The following is a 15,717-nucleotide window of genomic DNA, read 5'->3' on the forward strand; positions in this document are numbered from 1 at the left end:
CAAGCGATTCGTGTGTCATCTCCAGCGTAGAATCACAACCGATTCCGCGCCGCAATACCTATCTTAGCGCCTATGCCTCAAGGGGGGAGAAGGGGAAGCGCTACTCCTCCAGGTCGATCTCCTCGGTCTGGCCGCCGCTGCAGGTGTAGCAGCAGTCCTCGCAGGTTTCCTTGTTGTTGGGGCCGACGCCCCAATAGGTTTCCTCGTCGCCGTCGACCCAGGCGCCGTAGCAGATCTTCTCGCCCTCATTGCAGGAGATCGGCAATTGCTTGGTCTCGCCGTCGTCGAGATAGAAATCCTTGCCGTCGCCCGGCCAGACATAGTCGCGGTCTTGGCTGTAGAGCTCGACACGCATGGCGTTGGGATGATTGTTTTTGATCTGGAAGGTGACGTCGCCGGCACGGGCGGCGGGCACGATGAGGACGGCTAGCGAAAGCGTGGCGGCAACGCGACGCGCAAAGGTGGAAGACATGAAAACCCCCGAGGTAGAATCGGCCCTCACGGCCGATTGCGCGATGATGGCATGGCGCCAGCCGATGCCAAGGGGCGGGGCGAAAATAGCTGAGATTTTGGGGAAAGCGCCGCGTTACTCCGCCAGGTCCACCGTCTCGGTGGAATGCTCGGTGCAGATGAAGCAGCAGGTGTCGCAGGGCTGGTCGTTGTCGGGGCCGACGCCGGCGGTGACGGAATCGTCGCCGTTCACCCAGGCGCCCCAGCAGATGTGCTCGCCCGGCTCGCAGGAGATCGGCACGGATTTTCGCGCCTTCGGCCGGATGAGGAACACCTTGTCGTCGCCCGGCCAGACTTTTTGGCTGTCGCGGCTGAACAGCTCGACCGCGACCCCGTCCGAGCGCTGGTTGCGCACGAAGACCGACATGTCGGCGGCGAAAGCCGGCGAGGTGAGGAGAAGGAAGGCGAGCAGAGCGCGAATCATGGCGAGGTCCCCAAGGGGAGTAGAGCATGGGTTGAGACGGGGCGCGACCTCCCCTTCCCCCCTTGTGGGGGAAGGTGGCTCGGCGCGTAGCGCCGAGACGGATGAGGGGTGTTCCAGGGAAAGCCGACGTCTCACTCCGCTGGAACACCCCTCATCCGGCCGCTTCGCGGCCACCTTCTCCCACAGGGGGAGAAGGGGAAGTCAGCGCTTGACCACCACATGCGGCGCGAATGTCTTCACCGCGTCGACCATCTCCTCTCCCCGCACGTCGAGCGAGGAGATTTCCATATGCACGATGTTCCGGCCGAAGGGCATCAGGCCGAAGGCGTTGGCGGAGGAATAGCGGATTGCGTCCGGCGCCTCCTCGGTGAGCTCGAAATTGAGCATCGCCGCGCCCTTGCCGCCGGCGGCGAGCCGCACGCTGGTCACCTTGCTCCACGGCACCAGCACGTCGCCGGCGCGACTATCGCGGAAACCGCGCTGATCCAAGATCACCTTGACCGAATTGTCGAAGGCGCCGCGCGCGATTGATACGCCGAGCCCTAGGCAGGCGGCGCCAAGCAGCGCGATCCACAGCACATGCCCGCTATTCGCCCCCGAAGCCACGCCCTGCAGCGCGCCGAAGCCGAAAATGCCGCCAAGCAGGAACGGTCCGACGGCGGGCAGGATCTTTCCCGAAGGGCTGTTGCGGAGTTCGAGCGGCGCGGCCATCGCCTTTGCACTCAACGCTCCGCTTTCAGCAAAGTCCAGATCCAGCCGATGAAGGTCAGCACCAGCAACGGATAGCCGAGCGCCGGCAGCGGCGCCGAGGTGGGCAGCAGCGGCGCGCCCCACAGGATCATGAGGACCGAGGCGGCGAAGAGCAGAGCGGCGACGGACGCCGTGAGCCGCATCCACAGCGCGAATGTGGCTTGAGCGCTGACCATCACCAGCCCCGCCGCCCACAGCGCAATGCCGCCGGCATAGGAAGGCACGCTCGCCTGCAGGCCCGCCGCATTGCCGGCCAGAAGCAGGCTTTCGCCGGCGAGGAAAGTCAGGAAGCCGGCCGCGACGAGATCATTTCCTAGCCGCTGGTATTTCATCGTCAGCAGCGCCGTGGCGACAACGATGCCGACGCCGTCGATTGTCCACAGCGTCTCGCGCAGCGCGTCGCTGGCAACGAAAGTGCCCGCCATGCCCAACGCGCCGCCGATGGCGAGGCCGACCGCGGCGACGGTGTCCGAGGTGGAGCGCATGTGATGTCTCCCCAAGCCCGGGAGAGGATAGCGCAGACCTGCACGCATTTAAAAGGGTTGGCGCGGTTTCGGGATTCCGAACGGATGCGCTTGCGACTAAAATAGCCTCGTGATTCTGCGGCTGACGCGCAAGCCAATCGCTGATGGAGTTCAAAATTTTCCGGTTCGATAAACTTCAGATAACATCTCCAAAGCGCGACAGACATCCTCAAACAGGATGGGAGGCGTTCTTTCCATATTATGCGGGTTATCCGGAAGATTTCGTAAGAAATCTTCTTGTAAGTGCGAAGTTGACTCCCAAGGCTACGATCCTCGACCCTTGGAATGGCAGTGGAACATCTACGTTTGTTGCGTCCCGCCTCGGGTATGCAGCAACTGGCATTGATATCAATCCGGTAATGGTTGTGATCGCTCGCGCGAGAATGCTTCCATCGAGTGAGGCGGACTCTCTTGTCCCGCTCGCGCTCACGCTTACTGAGCAAAGCTCCCGCCCCCTGCCCTCGGCCTCTGACGATCCCTTGAACGACTGGTTTGTCCCCGAGAGCGCCAACGCAATACGTCAGATCGAAATGGCTATCCGGGAAAGCACCACAGGCGGCGTCGCTCACCTTGACGGCAGTGTTAGTGTGGGTCGCATCTCCGGCTTGACTGCAACGCTCTATCTGGCGCTCTTCGCTACGTGTCGGTCGCTGAGCCGTGACCATCGCTCAACCAATCCGACATGGTTGCGTCGGCCAAGATCGGACGCGGATAGAACAGCTGTACCTCGCGAAGATGTAGTCTCTACGTTTGTAGGCAATGTTAAAGCGATGGCTAACGAACTGGCTGCTGTAAGCCAACCGCTTACCGCGACACTTCATTGGAGTATCGAAGTCGCCGATACTACAAATGCGAACTTGACACCGGAAAGCGTTGACTTCGTTGTTACGTCACCACCCTACTGTACCCGAATTGACTACACGGCTGCGACCCGTATTGAATTAGCCGTCTTGGGACCAATTTTGCAGGAAGCTCGAGAGGAACTAAGCCGTAACATGATAGGGTCGATCAGGGTTCCGACTAGATCGATCGAACCGTCGCAAGAATGGGGTAAGACCTGTATCGAATTTTTGTCCGATGTTAAAAGCCACATTTCTAAGGCATCGTCTACCTACTATTATAAAACTCACCTTGACTATTTTGACAAACTCAACAGATCTCTGCGACGCATTTCATCGTCTCTTCGACCAAACGGGGCGGCTTGTGTGGTCGTCCAGGACTCGTATTACAAGGATATACATAATGATCTTCCGACAATAGTTACGCAGATGTGTGACCGGCACGGCCTGAGGCTTCGTCGGCGAGAAGAGTTTCGCTCAAATCGGTCGATGGTGCGCGTGAACCGGCATACAAAAATATATGGCCGGCCGTCGGAGCCAACCGAGGCGGTTTTGTGTTTTGAGAAAGCGTTCTGATGGCCGACAAACCAGACCTGATTGCAGCAATAGCTGCGAGCGTTCGCCAGGCGAACACTGCTGCGCTTGACGTGTCATTTAACGAACTGCTGGACATGTGGGAAAGCAAAGAGCTCGACATTCAACCCGACTATCAGAGGTTGTTTCGATGGACGCCCGCCCAGCAGTCACGCTTCATAGAGTCGCTTCTATTGGAAATGCCAGTCCCTCCGATTTTTGTAATCGAAGAGGAATCGAATACCTATCAGCTGATTGATGGGCTCCAGCGAATTTCATCGTATCTCCATTTGAGAGGCAAGCTAGAGGCCCTGCAGGCCAATCCGCCCGTCAAGATTGGTGATCTTCTCGTCCTGGAAGAGTGCGATATCGTGCCCGAACTCAATGGACTCACTTATGACGACTTACCGACTGCTCTGCAAATAAGGCTCAAGCGCCGATTTATTCGGATGGAGGTCGTAAGGAAGGAGACGGACAGACGCTTCAAGTATCACATGTTCAAGCGCCTTAACACGGGGGGTGAGACGCTATCCGCGCATCAGGTTCGAAACTCCGCGATGAGGATGCTTAGCGATACGTTTCCGAACTTTATCGTTGAAATGGCAAAGGTCAGTGATTTCAAGGCCTGCACCGAATACCTGACGTATGAACGCCGAATGTCGGCTTTCGATGAAGAGCTGGTTCTGAGGTTCTTCGCGCTTAAAAATCAGCGGTCAGAATTCAAACACGAGGTAACGGACTTCCTGGACGAGTACATGGAGGCAATTTGCGACCCATCCAGAAATGCTCCGTTTGATTATACCAAGGAGGAAGCGATCTTCAGAAAGACATTTCAGGCCCTGTGGTTATCTTTAGGCGAATATGCATTTGCATTTGCGAATCGCGACAAGACTGCTCTAAGCTTGGGCTTTAGCATCTATCATTTCGAAGGAATAACCCTTGGAATTCAATCCGTCATTGATCGCATCGATCTATCTGACAGCTCAGCATTGGAGCGCCTAGCAGCGGCATTGAAAGCAATCAAGTTGGATCCGGGCTTTATAGCAATCACGACAGGTGGTGGAAAGAATTCGCCCGGACCTTTGAACGCAAGAATTTCGTTTGTTTCTGAAAGACTTGAAGTTGCGTTCCCCTAACGAAATTTTCCAGGAACTCGAATCCGGCCGCGCATTGCGGGAAGCAGAGATTCGCCTGCTACAAAATCTCGCCGAAGGCGAGGACGATGAGAGTAGGCAAAAGGCCATCCGACGATCTTTGGTTCTGGTGACATACGCTCACCTCGAAGGCTTTGCGAAATTCGCCATGGAAAGTTACGCCTCCGCGGTCAACTCGGCCAAAATCCCTTGCAGCAAGGCTGCCGCGCCTCTCGTAGCAGCAACCTTACACAAGGCCTTCACGGCACTTAGGAACGTGCAGTCAAAGCACCCGGTATTCGTAGGACCATCGCCCGACGACTCTGCGCTCCATATAGCATGGCGAGAGCAGCGATTTGTACAGGAACTCGATGCCTTGATGGCAACCGCCGTCGAGATTCCGGATAGCTTCGTCAATACAGAATCAAACCTCAGCGCAGTAGTTCTGAAAAAGAATTTGTATAAGCTTGGGCTTGCCTTTGATGCTATCGACGGACACGGCAGAACCATTGGAATGCTGTTGGGCAAGCGAAATCAGATTGCTCACGGAGAAATGGTAACGCCGACAAAAGCCGACACAGATCGTTACGTCGCAGCTGCGTTCGATGTAATGAAGTTTGTTCAAGCAGAGGTCTACGAAGCATTGAACAACAGAGCGTATCAAAAGTCGGTAGCCGCCTGATCGAAGCGAATCTTCAATCCCCCATCTTCAGCGCCTGGATAAACGCCTCCTGCGGAATATCCACCTTGCCAAACTGGCGCATCCGCTTCTTGCCCTCTTTCTGCTTGTCGAGCAGCTTGCGCTTGCGGGTCACGTCGCCGCCATAGCATTTGGCGGTGACGTCCTTGCGCAGCGCCGAGATGGTCTCGCGGGCGATAACCTTGCCGCCTATTGCCGCCTGGATCGGGATCTTGAACAGATGGTGCGGGATCAGCTCCTTCAGCTTCTCGCACATGGCGCGGCCGCGCTTTTCCGCCGCCGTGCGGTGCACCAGCATGGACAGCGCATCGACCGGCTCCTCATTGACCAGGATCGACATCTTGACCAGGTCGCCCTCGCGATAGTCGGTCAGGTGATAGTCGAAGGAGGCGTAGCCCTTGGAGATCGACTTCAGCCGGTCGTAGAAGTCGAAGACCACCTCGTTGAGCGGCAGGTCGTAGGTGAGCATGGCGCGTTTTCCCACATAGGAAAGATCGGCCTGGATGCCGCGCCTGTCCTGGCAGAGCTTCAGGATGCCGCCGAGATAGTCGTCGGGGGTCAGGATGGTGGCGCGGATCCACGGCTCCTCGATCGAGGCGATCTTGACCACGTCGGGCATGTCGGCCGGGTTGTGCAGTTCCTTCACCGAGCCGTCATTGAGGTTCAGCCGGTAGACGACGGAGGGCGCCGTGGCGATGAGGTCGAGGTTGAACTCGCGCTCCAGCCGCTCCTGGATGATCTCCAGATGCAGCAGGCCAAGGAAGCCGCAGCGATAGCCGAAGCCGAGCGCGGCGCTGGTTTCCATCTCATAGGAAAAGCTCGCATCGTTGAGGCGCAATTTGCCGACGGCAGCGCGCAAATCCTCGAAATCGGCGGCGTCGACCGGGAACAGGCCGCAGAACACCACCGGCTGCGCCGGCTTGAAGCCGGGGAGCGCCTTTTGCGTCGGGCGGCGGTCCTCGGTGATGGTGTCGCCGACGCGGGTGTCGGCCACTTCCTTGATCGAGCCGGTGAAGAAGCCGAACTCGCCGGGGCCGAGCTCGTCGACATTGACGCGGGCCGGCTTGAAGACGCCGGTGCGCTCGACGAGGTATTTTGCGCCGGTGCCCATCATGCGGATGGTCTGGCCCTTCTTCATCACGCCGTCGATGATGCGCACCAGGACGATGACGCCGAGATAGGCGTCGTACCAGCTGTCGACCAGCATGGCCTTGAGCGGTGCCGCGATGTCGCCCTCGCGCGGCGGCGGCAGCTGATGGACGATCGCCTCCAGCACGTCGGGCACGCCAAGCCCCGTCTTGGCCGAGATCAGCACGGCATTGGAGGCGTCGAGGCCGATCACCTCCTCCACCTGCTCGCGGATGCGCTCGGGCTCGGCCGCCGGCAGGTCGACCTTGTTCAGCACCACGACGATCTCGTGGTTGTTGTCGATGGCCTGGTAGACATTGGCCAGCGTCTGCGCCTCGACACCCTGGCTGGCGTCGACCACCAGCAGCGAGCCCTCGCAGGCGGCCAGCGAACGCGACACTTCATAGGCGAAGTCGACATGGCCGGGCGTGTCGATGAGGTTCAGCACATAATCCTCGCCGTTTTTGGCGCGGTAGTTGAGCCTCACGGTCTGGGCCTTGATGGTGATGCCGCGCTCGCGCTCGATATCCATCGAGTCCAGCACCTGCTCCTTCATGTCGCGCTCCTCCAGCGCGCCGGTGAGCTGGATCAGCCGGTCGGCAAGCGTGGATTTGCCATGGTCGATATGGGCGACGATGGAGAAATTGCGGATATGGTCGAGGGGCGTCGTCATGCGGCGGGCTTTAGCAGGGGCGGGGTTGAGGGGCAAGCGGAACGCCCTTTTCCCCTTCTCCCCTTGTGGGACAAGGTGTCGCCGAAGGCGACGGATGAGGGGTGCTCCAGGGAAAGCCAACGTCTCACTCCGCTGGAACACCCCTCATCCGTCTCGGCGCTCCGCGCCGATCCACCTTCCCCCACATGGGGGAGGGGAGACCTTGCGCCACTTCACATCCCGCTCACGAAACATTCAAAGCCGCTTAAATGTTCATACACCGCTTTCGCGCATGCTTCGCGCCCGGATGGTAAATCGACTTAGCCGCGACGACGAAGGCCCTGAAATGCCCAGTTTTGCCCGAAAGTTCCGCCCGGTCGCGCTTGCCGGGACGTTGAAGCAATTTCTCGCGCGCCGCGACGGCTCGATGATGCCGATGATGGTGCTGCTGACGATCCCGCTGGTGGCGGGGGTCGGGTTTTCGGTCGACTACACCTCGGCGGTGACGACGCGCAGCGACATGCAGAACGCGCTCGACGCCGCGATCATCGCGGTCACCACGCTGCCCACCTCGACAAGCTTCTCCGATCGCCAGACGGCGCTGCAGCAGGCCTACGCGGCCAATGCCGGCCAGGGCACGGCGACGCTGACCGGCGTCAATGTCGATGCGACCGGCGCGGCCACCTTCACCGCAACGGCAAGCTACCCGATGCCCACCACTTTCATGCAGGTCGCCCGCATCGATGCGGTGCAGGTCGGCGTCGGCGCCTCGGTGCGCAAGACGCCGGCGCTGGTGCAGACCACCTTCAAGGTGACGAAGGTATCGGGCTATTGGGCAAAGACGATGACGCTGTGGGGCACCAAATTCGGCCAGACCACCCCTCAGAAGCTGATGACGATCAGCTACACCTATAATGGCTACGGCGATCCGAAGGGCTACGGCACCACGACCGTGAACACGGTCAACGGCTTGACCTCGACCACGGTGCAGAAGCAGGCCTGCACCACCGGCACGCTGAAGAACCTGCAGAAATCCGTGCCCACCGGGACGACCATCCAGACCGACAACTACGGCACTAGCTATTATTGCGTCGATACGTTCTATCCGGCCAATGGTTCGGGCGCGGTGATCGACGTCAGCCAGATGGACCAGCTCTATCTCGAAATGGACGTGCCGTCCGGCAACCCGAAGGTGCTGAAGTCCAGCGATCCGACCACCTCGAACCGGCTCTATATCGGCACCAGCTTTGCCGACATGCCGGAAGTGGCGACCGGGCAAAAGGTCGACATCTTCACCGCCGTGCCCTGCGGCCAGACCGGCTACCAGGCCTGGGAAGACGGCGGCAATGCCGTGCCGGCGCCGGTTTCCAACGCCGACTTCTTCTACACCGTGCAAGGCAAATGCGACTACAACCAGCGCCCGTCGGCGACGGTGCTGACGCAGTAGAGTTGCCGCCTCTCCTTTCCCCTTGTGGCAGCTGAGACCGATTCCAACGCCGCGATCCTTCACACCCCCCTCTGGCCTGCCGGCCATCTCCCCCGCAAGGGGGGAGATCGGATGTCGCGCAGGCTTTCGCCAATCTCCCACGCTGGACGGAGGGCGCCGGCGTTGGAGCTGCCAATCTCCCCCCTTGCGGGGGAGATGCCCGGCAGGGCAGAGGGGGGTGCTGTCCCTCCAACATTGCGCACCGAGGCGCCCCAATCACAAACCGGTGAAGCTGTAACGAACCTCTCCACCCCGGCGAAATGGGAGCATGACCCAGTGGAGACTGCTTCCCATGACCGGATTGAAGACAAGCCTGCTCGCCGGCGCGATGCTTGCCGCCACGCTCGGCGCCGCTTCCGCGCAGCCGCTCACCGTGGTCGAGCTGTTCACCAGCCAGGGCTGCTCGTCCTGCCCGCCGGCCAATGCCAACCTGATCAAGGTCAAGGACCAGCCGGGCGTGCTGGCGCTGTCGTTCAACGTCACCTATTGGGACTATCTCGGCTGGAAGGACACTTTTGGCCGCAAGGAATTCACCGAACGCCAGGTGACCTACGAGCCGTCGCTCGGCCATGACGGGCCGTTCACGCCGCAAGTGGTGGTGAATGGCAGCCACGACGCCGTGGGCGCGGCACCGGGCGAGATCCAGAGCTTGATCGCCAACAGCAGCCGCGCGCAGGGGCCGGAGCTTTCGCTTGGGCAGGGCAAGGTCAGCATCGGCGCCGGCAAGGCGCCGGGCGGCGGCGCCGATATCTGGCTGGTGCGCTACACCAGAGGCGTCGTCGAGGTGCCAGTGGCGCGCGGCGAGAACACCGGCCGCACCCTGCCGCACGCCAATGTCGTGCATGCGCTCACCAAGCTCGGCAGCTGGAACGGCGAGGCGACGACTTTGCCGCTGCCGGTGGCCTCGGGTGGCTTGAGCACCGCGGTGCTGGTGCAGGGTCCGAACGGCGGACCGATCCTCGCCGCCGCCGCCAACTGATTTCCTTCTCTTCGCGCGGGGCCGCCTGAAAGCGGCAACGCTTCACCATGGCCCGCATGCGCGCGCCCAAACCCAAGGAGTACGACCCATGACCAAGTTCCTCACGCTGCCGGCGCTCGCCTTCGCGCTTTCCGCCTCGGTCTTCGTTGCCGGCGCCCGCGCCGATGATGCGACCAATGCGATGAAGCCCGCCAATGCGATGGCGACCGACGCCATGAAGCCGGCGACGGACGCGATGAAACCGGCCGACGCCATGAAGCCCGACGCGATGAGCACCGAGGCGATGAAGCCCGCGGATGCGATGAAGCCCGCCACCGACGCCATGAAGCCGGCGGACACCACCGCTCAGTAAGGTGAGCTTGGCACTGCCCCTCACCCGGATTGCCAACCGAATTGCGAAGAGCAATTCGAGGCAATCCGACCTCTCCCCGGCGGGGAGAGGTCGCGGTCGGCACCGGCGCTCTCTTCTCCCCACCGGGGAGAAGGTGGCCCGAAGGGCTGGATGAGGGGGAGCGCCCTCGGCCATTGGCCGCCGCACGGCAAAGTGAGAACCGCTTCGCGGCTGCGTTCGTATATAATGGAGCGACAACAAGGAGACCCAACATGACCGGCATTGAAAAGAAAGCCGCGCAGCGGCCATTCCTTGCCAAGGGTGCGCTGGCGGCGCTGGTGCTCAGCGCGGCCGCGGCCATCTTCTGGCAGAGCCCGGCCCGATCGGCCGAGGACGCGGTGGTGATCCCGCCGCCGGCTTTGGACGAAAAGGCGACGAGCGGCACCGAAAAGGCGATCTTCGCCGGCGGCTGCTTCTGGGGCGTCCAAGGCGTGTTCCAGCACGTCAAGGGCGTGAGCAAGGCCGTCTCCGGCTATACCGGCGGCAGCGCCGAAAACGCCGTCTACGAAGTGGTCGGCACCGGCCGCACGGGCCACGCCGAATCCGTCGAGATCACCTACGACCCGTCGAAGGTCACCTATGGCCAGCTCCTGCAGGTCTATTTCTCGGTCGCGCACAATCCGACGCAGTTGAACTACCAGGGACCGGACCGGGGCACCCAGTACCGCTCGACGATCTTCGCCGAGAATGACGAGCAGAAGAAGGTGGCCGAGAGCTACATCACCCAGCTCGACAAGGCCAAGGTCTTCCCCAAGCCGATCGTCACCACGATCGAAACCGGCAAGACCTTCTACCCGGCCGAGGATTACCATCAGGACTTCCTGACGCTGAACCCGACCTATCCTTATATCGTCTACAACGATCTGCCCAAGATCGAAAATCTGAAGGCGCTGTTCCCTAAGCTCTACAGCGAGAAGCCGGTGCTGGTGCTGGCCTCCAGCAAGAGCTGAGGAGGAGAGCCGGCCAGTTCCTGGCGCACGGATCTTCGTTAGATATCGGCAGCTGACATGCCTTGCGATTGGCGAAGCCCTCAGTCTCGTCATTCCAGGGCGAAGCAGCCGCGAAGCGGCGTCGCGGAGACCCTGGTATCCATTACGTAACCCTGATCGTAGAATGCAGCGGAGCAGAATTCTGCACCGCAGCAGCGCTCTTAAGTCACGGAATGGATCCGCGGGTCTGCGCGCGTCGCTTCGCTCCTTGCTCCGCCCGTGGATGACGAGGTTCGGGCGGCTTCCGCCAATCTCCGGCGCCGGTGCTGATCGCCGGGTATGTCTGCCCGAAACCGGGAGAAAGACGCGCCCACTGTCCAGAACTGTCAGCAGCAGCGTCGATTCCAGTTGCGCCGGACAACAGCCGACCTATATCAGGTCACCTTTTCCAGCCGGCCGTATTTCAGCATGTCATCCATCATCTCGATCTCCGGTGTCACGAAAACTTATGCCACCGGCTTCAAGGCGCTGAAGGAAATCAATCTCGACATCGAGCGCGGCGAGATCTTCGCGCTGCTGGGGCCGAACGGCGCCGGCAAGACGACGCTGATCTCGATCGTCTGCGGCATCGTCAACCGCTCGTCGGGCACTGTCACCGTGAACGGCCACGACATCGGCCGGGATTACCGCGCGGCGCGCAGCCTGATCGGGCTGGTGCCGCAGGAACTCACCATCGATGCCTTCGAGACCGTCTGGGCGACGGTGAACTACAGCCGCGGCCTGTTCGGCAAGGCACCCAACAAGGAGTTCGTCGAAAAGGTGCTGCGCGACCTCTCGCTGTGGGACAAGAAGGATTCCAAGGCGATCACGCTGTCGGGCGGCATGAAGCGCCGGCTGATGATCGCCAAGGCGCTGTCGCACGAACCGCGTGTGCTGTTCCTCGACGAGCCGACGGCCGGCGTCGACGTGGAGCTGCGCCAGGACATGTGGGCAATGGTCCGTCGCCTGCGCGAGGAGGGCGTCACCATCATTCTCACCACGCATTACATCGAGGAAGCCGAGGCGATGGCCGACCGCGTCGGCGTCATCAACAAAGGCGAGATCATCCTGGTCGAAGGCAAGGCCGAGCTGATGCGCAAGCTCGGCCGCAAGCAGATGAATCTGGAGCTGCGCGCGCCGCTTGCCGCCGTTCCGGACAGCCTGTCGCACTATTCATTGGAGCTGTCGGACGACGGCAACCAGCTCACCTACACCTATGACAACCAGAGCGACCGTCCGGGCGTCGCCTCGCTGATCCGCGACCTCGAGGCGGCCGGCGTCCAGTTCCGCGACCTCGAAACCAAGAACAGCTCGCTCGAAGAGATTTTCGTCAATCTTCTGAGGCAAGAGCCATGAACCTGCGCGCTGCCCCCAATTTTCGCGCTGTATGGGCGATCTACCGGGTGGAGATGGCGCGCGCCTTCCGCACGGTTCTGCAGAGCATCATCTCGCCGGTCATCTCGACATCGCTCTATTTCGTCGTCTTCGGCTCGGCCATCGGCTCGCGCATCACCGAGATCGACGGCATCGCCTACGGCGCCTTCATCGTGCCCGGTCTGATGATGCTGTCGCTCTTGACGCAATCGATCTCCAACGCCTCCTTCGCTATCTATTTTCCGAAATTCGTCGGCTCGATCTACGAGCTCCTGTCGGCGCCGGTCTCCTATCTCGAGATCATCATCGCCTATGTCGGGGGTGCCGCGACCAAGTCGGTCATACTCGGCCTGATCATCCTGGCCACCGCGGCGCTGTTCGTGCCGCTCAGGATCGAGCATCCGTTCTGGATGATCGCCTTCCTGGTGCTGACGGCGGTGACCTTCAGCCTGTTCGGCTTTATCATCGGCATCTGGGCAAAGACCTTCGAGCAGCTGCAGCTGGTGCCGCTCTTGATCGTCACGCCGCTCACCTTCCTCGGCGGCAGCTTCTATTCGATCCACATGCTGCCCGGCATCTGGAAGACAATCACCCTGTTCAACCCGGTCGTCTACCTGATCAGCGGGTTCCGCTGGAGCTTTTACGGTAAGGCGGATGTCTCGGTCGGCGTCAGCCTCGGCATGACGCTGGTGTTCCTGGCCATCTGCATCGCGATCGTCGCCTGGATATTCAAGACGGGATACCGGTTGAGGAACTGACGAGTTCCTCGCCCCCGAAGTGGGGAGAGGTGGCCCGGCGAAGCCGGGACGGAGAGGGGAGGCCTGCTCTAAATCGCCTTCAGCAGCCGCAGCAGGCCTAGCATCTCCATGAAAGTCCCTTTGCGGAACGCGATATAGGTCGGCTCCTCGACGCCGTGGAAGCGGCGCTTGAAGGCCGCCTGACCCTGCAGGTTGAAGCGCGAGCGGTTGACCCAGGGCGAGTTGTAGGCGCGCTGGAAGGCGCCGCGCCAGAAGCTCGATTCGGCAAAGCCGCTGGGCTCGATATCGAGCAGCGGCGAAAGGCCGAGCGTCACCTCGGAGATGCCTTCCTCGCGAAATCGGTCGACGGCGAATTTGGTCAGGCCGATCTCGGCATGCGGCGTGGCGTCGGTCTGCTTGCGCTTGAACGAGGTGGTGTAGCCGATGACCTTGCCGTCGCGGAACAGTGGGTCGAAGTCGAGGATGGCGAGAAGCCGGCCCTCAGGGCTGTGCAGGAGGAAGCGGCGCATGTCGACGCCGAGCTCTTCGGAAAAGCGGCGGTTGAGGAAACCCATCTCCCAGCGCTTGATGATGCGCTGCTTGCGCCAGTCGGCGGAAAGCTGGACGATCTCCTCGTGCAGCCCGTCGCCCCTGTCCTCGGCGATGGTAAAGCCCTTCTTCGTCAGCCAGCGTTGGGAATAGCGCACGGTCTCGTTGCGCTTGCCGGAAAAATCATGCGCCGGCAAAACCAGCCTCGTATCGATGCCGAGGCGATTCACCATGTAGCCGAGGCCGGCGAGCACCTTGGCCGTGTCGGCGCCGATCTGGACGAACCAAGGGCCGCCGGCGGCTTCGACGAAGCGCTTGATATAGGCCGCGCGATCCGCCGGATCGACCACCGGATCGCCCAGCGCGAAATGCCGGCCCATCTTGGTGCCGAAGGCGATATAGCCGTCGCCATCGCTGAAATAGGCCAGTTTCTGCTGCACGGCCGTCGAATAGGCCAGCGAGAAATCGCCGTATCGGCGCACCAGCGCCAGGCGTTCGGCATCCGTCAAGTCGCGCCGCGGAACCTTGGGCGCCACAGCGTCGAGAAGCCTGTCGAAATAGATGCGCAGGGGCGCCATGAGCTCCGCGTGCCAAGAAGTGATGACCTGCCGCCCTCAGGTCGCGAATCGCTGGCGACCGCTGCCGGCCGCGTGCGTCAACGCGATATAGGATGCAATTGACCGCGAATGAAGGGCAAACGTCCGAAGGCGGTGCTGTCACTCATCGGCTGCCGCAACGGATATGCGAAAGATCGCCTTGATATTTCCATGCATTGTTATATATCAAGTTATCAATATGCGACGAGGCTGCTATGGAAGACGTTCTCCGATCCCTCGGCTTTCTCTGCCTCGGCAGCCGGATGAAGCGCATAGGCGAGCAGTTGCAGGCCGACACGCAGCACGTGCTCGACCGCCTGGATGTGCGCATCCAGTCGAGCCAGTACCCGTTGCTTGCCGCGCTTGACAGGCTGGGCCGGCTGCCGGTCGGCGAGCTGGCCCAATCCTTGGGCATCGCCCAACCCGGCGTGACGCGCAGCGTGGCGCTGCTTTCCGAGCTGGGCCTGGTCGAGGTCAACCCGTCGGAAGACGATCAGCGGCGCAGGATCGTTTCGCTGAGCCGCAACGGCCGGCATCTGGTCAACCAGGCGAAGCGGGAGATCTGGCCGAGCATCGAGAATGCCGTGGCGGATGTGTGCGCCGATCTTTCCGGGCCGCTGCTTAGCCAGCTTGCGGCAATCGAGGATCGCCTGGCCGCAACGCCGCTCCATCGCCGCGCCGAAAATGCCAGGGTGGCCGCGTCATGAAACATGTTCTCGACCGCCCCATCTGGAGCGCGCTTGCAACGCGGCACCAGACCTTCGCCGAGGGCGGCGCCCTTGCCCGACGATATCGCCCGTCGATCGTGCCCTTCGCCGCCACTGCGGCTGACGATGTGGACAGCCTGCGGGCGCTGGCCGGGCTTCTCCCGCCGGGCGAAACAGCCGTCCTGGTCCAGGCGCATGAGATCGCCCTGTCGCCGGAAATCTCCGCGATCTCCGCAGCGCCGCTGGTGCAGATGGTCGCCGAAGCGCCGATGCCCGCGACGTCCGATGAGCGCATCCGGCAGCTGACAAAAGACGATGCCGAGGAAATGCTGGCGCTCGCCTCGCTCACCAAGCCCGGCCCTTTCACGCTGGAGGCGCTGAGCCTCGGCGATTTCTGGGGGATCAAGATCGACGGCAGGCTGGCGGCAATGGCCGGCGAGCGTATGAAGCAGTCCAGATACTCGGAACTCAGCGGCGTGTGCACGCACCCGGATTTCCGCGGCGGCGGCCTTGCCCGCCTGCTGTCGGTGTTCGTGGCCGGCCGGATCGCGGCACGCGGCGAGGTTCCATACCTGCACGCCTATGACAGCAACGAAGCGGCGATCAGGCTTTACGAGTCCATCGGCTTCCGCTTGAGAAGCAAGATGAACATGGCCATGGTTCAACGCGCGGAGTGACGAAAGGGAGGATTTGATCG

The 15,717-nt window shown here is 61.5% G+C and carries 16 protein-coding genes; 10 read left to right on the forward strand and 6 right to left on the reverse strand.

Features of this window, described 5'->3' with window-relative positions; translation table 11 throughout:
• Positions 1–100: 100 nt before the first annotated feature.
• The 4 genes from LB528_RS22595 to LB528_RS22610 all read right to left on the reverse strand — a co-directional run bounded on the left by LB528_RS22595 (position 101) and on the right by LB528_RS22610 (position 2,169).
• A complete protein-coding gene (locus tag LB528_RS22595) occupies positions 101–472 on the reverse strand; it encodes a hypothetical protein (RefSeq protein ID WP_224716347.1) in 372 nt (123 codons plus the stop codon).
• 114 nt (positions 473–586) lie between these two features.
• Positions 587–934 (reverse strand): hypothetical protein, encoded by a 348-nt coding sequence (locus tag LB528_RS22600; protein WP_224606589.1) that lies wholly within the window; start codon positions 932–934, stop codon positions 587–589.
• Between the two features lie 201 nt (positions 935–1,135).
• Positions 1,136–1,660, reverse strand: coding sequence for a hypothetical protein (locus LB528_RS22605; protein WP_224716348.1), 525 nt, complete (start codon positions 1,658–1,660; stop codon positions 1,136–1,138).
• The gene (locus LB528_RS22610) at positions 1,657–2,169 is read right to left on the reverse strand and encodes a hypothetical protein (RefSeq protein ID WP_224716349.1); all 513 of its coding nucleotides are present in this window, start codon (positions 2,167–2,169) and stop codon (positions 1,657–1,659) included. The genes LB528_RS22605 and LB528_RS22610 overlap by 4 nt, the downstream gene beginning before the upstream one ends.
• Before the next feature lie 1,453 nt (positions 2,170–3,622).
• Here LB528_RS22610 and LB528_RS22615 point away from each other — a divergent pair.
• Positions 3,623–4,756 (forward strand): DUF262 domain-containing protein, encoded by a 1,134-nt coding sequence (locus LB528_RS22615; protein ID WP_224716350.1) that lies wholly within the window; start codon positions 3,623–3,625, stop codon positions 4,754–4,756.
• Entirely contained in the window at positions 4,722–5,435 is a 714-nt protein-coding gene (locus tag LB528_RS22620) for an MAE_28990/MAE_18760 family HEPN-like nuclease (RefSeq protein ID WP_224716351.1), read from the forward strand. The genes LB528_RS22615 and LB528_RS22620 overlap by 35 nt, the downstream gene beginning before the upstream one ends.
• Positions 5,436–5,448: 13 nt before the next feature.
• Here the strand turns inward: LB528_RS22620 and lepA are convergent, their stop codons facing one another.
• Positions 5,449–7,254, reverse strand: a complete 1,806-nt coding sequence (gene lepA / locus LB528_RS22625; protein ID WP_224716352.1) for a translation elongation factor 4 — start codon at positions 7,252–7,254, stop codon at positions 5,449–5,451.
• A gap of 325 nt (positions 7,255–7,579) precedes the next feature.
• On the opposite strand from lepA, the gene LB528_RS22630 reads away from it, so the two are divergent.
• The 6 genes from LB528_RS22630 (at position 7,580) to LB528_RS22655 (ending at position 13,189) form a co-directional block, all read left to right on the forward strand.
• Positions 7,580–8,680: a TadE/TadG family type IV pilus assembly protein gene (locus tag LB528_RS22630; protein ID WP_224716353.1), complete on the forward strand. Its 1,101-nt coding sequence runs from the start codon at positions 7,580–7,582 to the stop codon at positions 8,678–8,680.
• A 331-nt stretch (positions 8,681–9,011) separates the two neighbouring features.
• Positions 9,012–9,698: a DUF1223 domain-containing protein gene (locus tag LB528_RS22635; protein WP_224517096.1), complete on the forward strand. Its 687-nt coding sequence runs from the start codon at positions 9,012–9,014 to the stop codon at positions 9,696–9,698.
• 88 nt (positions 9,699–9,786) lie between these two features.
• Positions 9,787–10,050 carry a hypothetical protein gene (locus LB528_RS22640; protein ID WP_224716354.1) on the forward strand — a complete coding sequence of 88 codons (264 nt, stop codon included), beginning with the start codon at positions 9,787–9,789 and terminating at the stop codon, positions 10,048–10,050.
• 251 nt (positions 10,051–10,301) lie between these two features.
• A complete protein-coding gene (msrA, locus tag LB528_RS22645; protein WP_224716355.1) occupies positions 10,302–11,039 on the forward strand; it encodes a peptide-methionine (S)-S-oxide reductase MsrA in 738 nt (245 codons plus the stop codon).
• Positions 11,040–11,486: 447 nt separating this feature from the next.
• The gene (locus tag LB528_RS22650; protein WP_224517102.1) at positions 11,487–12,413 is read left to right on the forward strand and encodes an ABC transporter ATP-binding protein; all 927 of its coding nucleotides are present in this window, start codon (positions 11,487–11,489) and stop codon (positions 12,411–12,413) included.
• The gene (locus LB528_RS22655; RefSeq protein WP_224517103.1) at positions 12,410–13,189 is read left to right on the forward strand and encodes an ABC transporter permease; all 780 of its coding nucleotides are present in this window, start codon (positions 12,410–12,412) and stop codon (positions 13,187–13,189) included. Before LB528_RS22650 ends, LB528_RS22655 begins: the two co-directional genes overlap by 4 nt.
• A gap of 68 nt (positions 13,190–13,257) precedes the next feature.
• Here the strand turns inward: LB528_RS22655 and LB528_RS22660 are convergent, their stop codons facing one another.
• Positions 13,258–14,295: a phosphatidylglycerol lysyltransferase domain-containing protein gene (locus LB528_RS22660; RefSeq protein ID WP_224517105.1), complete on the reverse strand. Its 1,038-nt coding sequence runs from the start codon at positions 14,293–14,295 to the stop codon at positions 13,258–13,260.
• A gap of 233 nt (positions 14,296–14,528) precedes the next feature.
• Between LB528_RS22660 and LB528_RS22665 the strand changes: the two genes are divergently transcribed.
• Complete coding sequence (locus tag LB528_RS22665) at positions 14,529–15,020, forward strand: MarR family winged helix-turn-helix transcriptional regulator (RefSeq protein ID WP_224517107.1); 492 nt, start codon at positions 14,529–14,531, stop codon at positions 15,018–15,020.
• A complete protein-coding gene (locus LB528_RS22670) occupies positions 15,017–15,697 on the forward strand; it encodes a GNAT family N-acetyltransferase (RefSeq protein ID WP_224716356.1) in 681 nt (226 codons plus the stop codon). Before LB528_RS22665 ends, LB528_RS22670 begins: the two co-directional genes overlap by 4 nt.
• Positions 15,698–15,717: the final 20 nt, after the last annotated feature.

Origin of the sequence: Mesorhizobium sp. CA4 (assembly GCF_020165075.1) — a bacterium.
Taxonomy (GTDB): Bacteria; Pseudomonadota; Alphaproteobacteria; order Rhizobiales; family Rhizobiaceae; genus Mesorhizobium.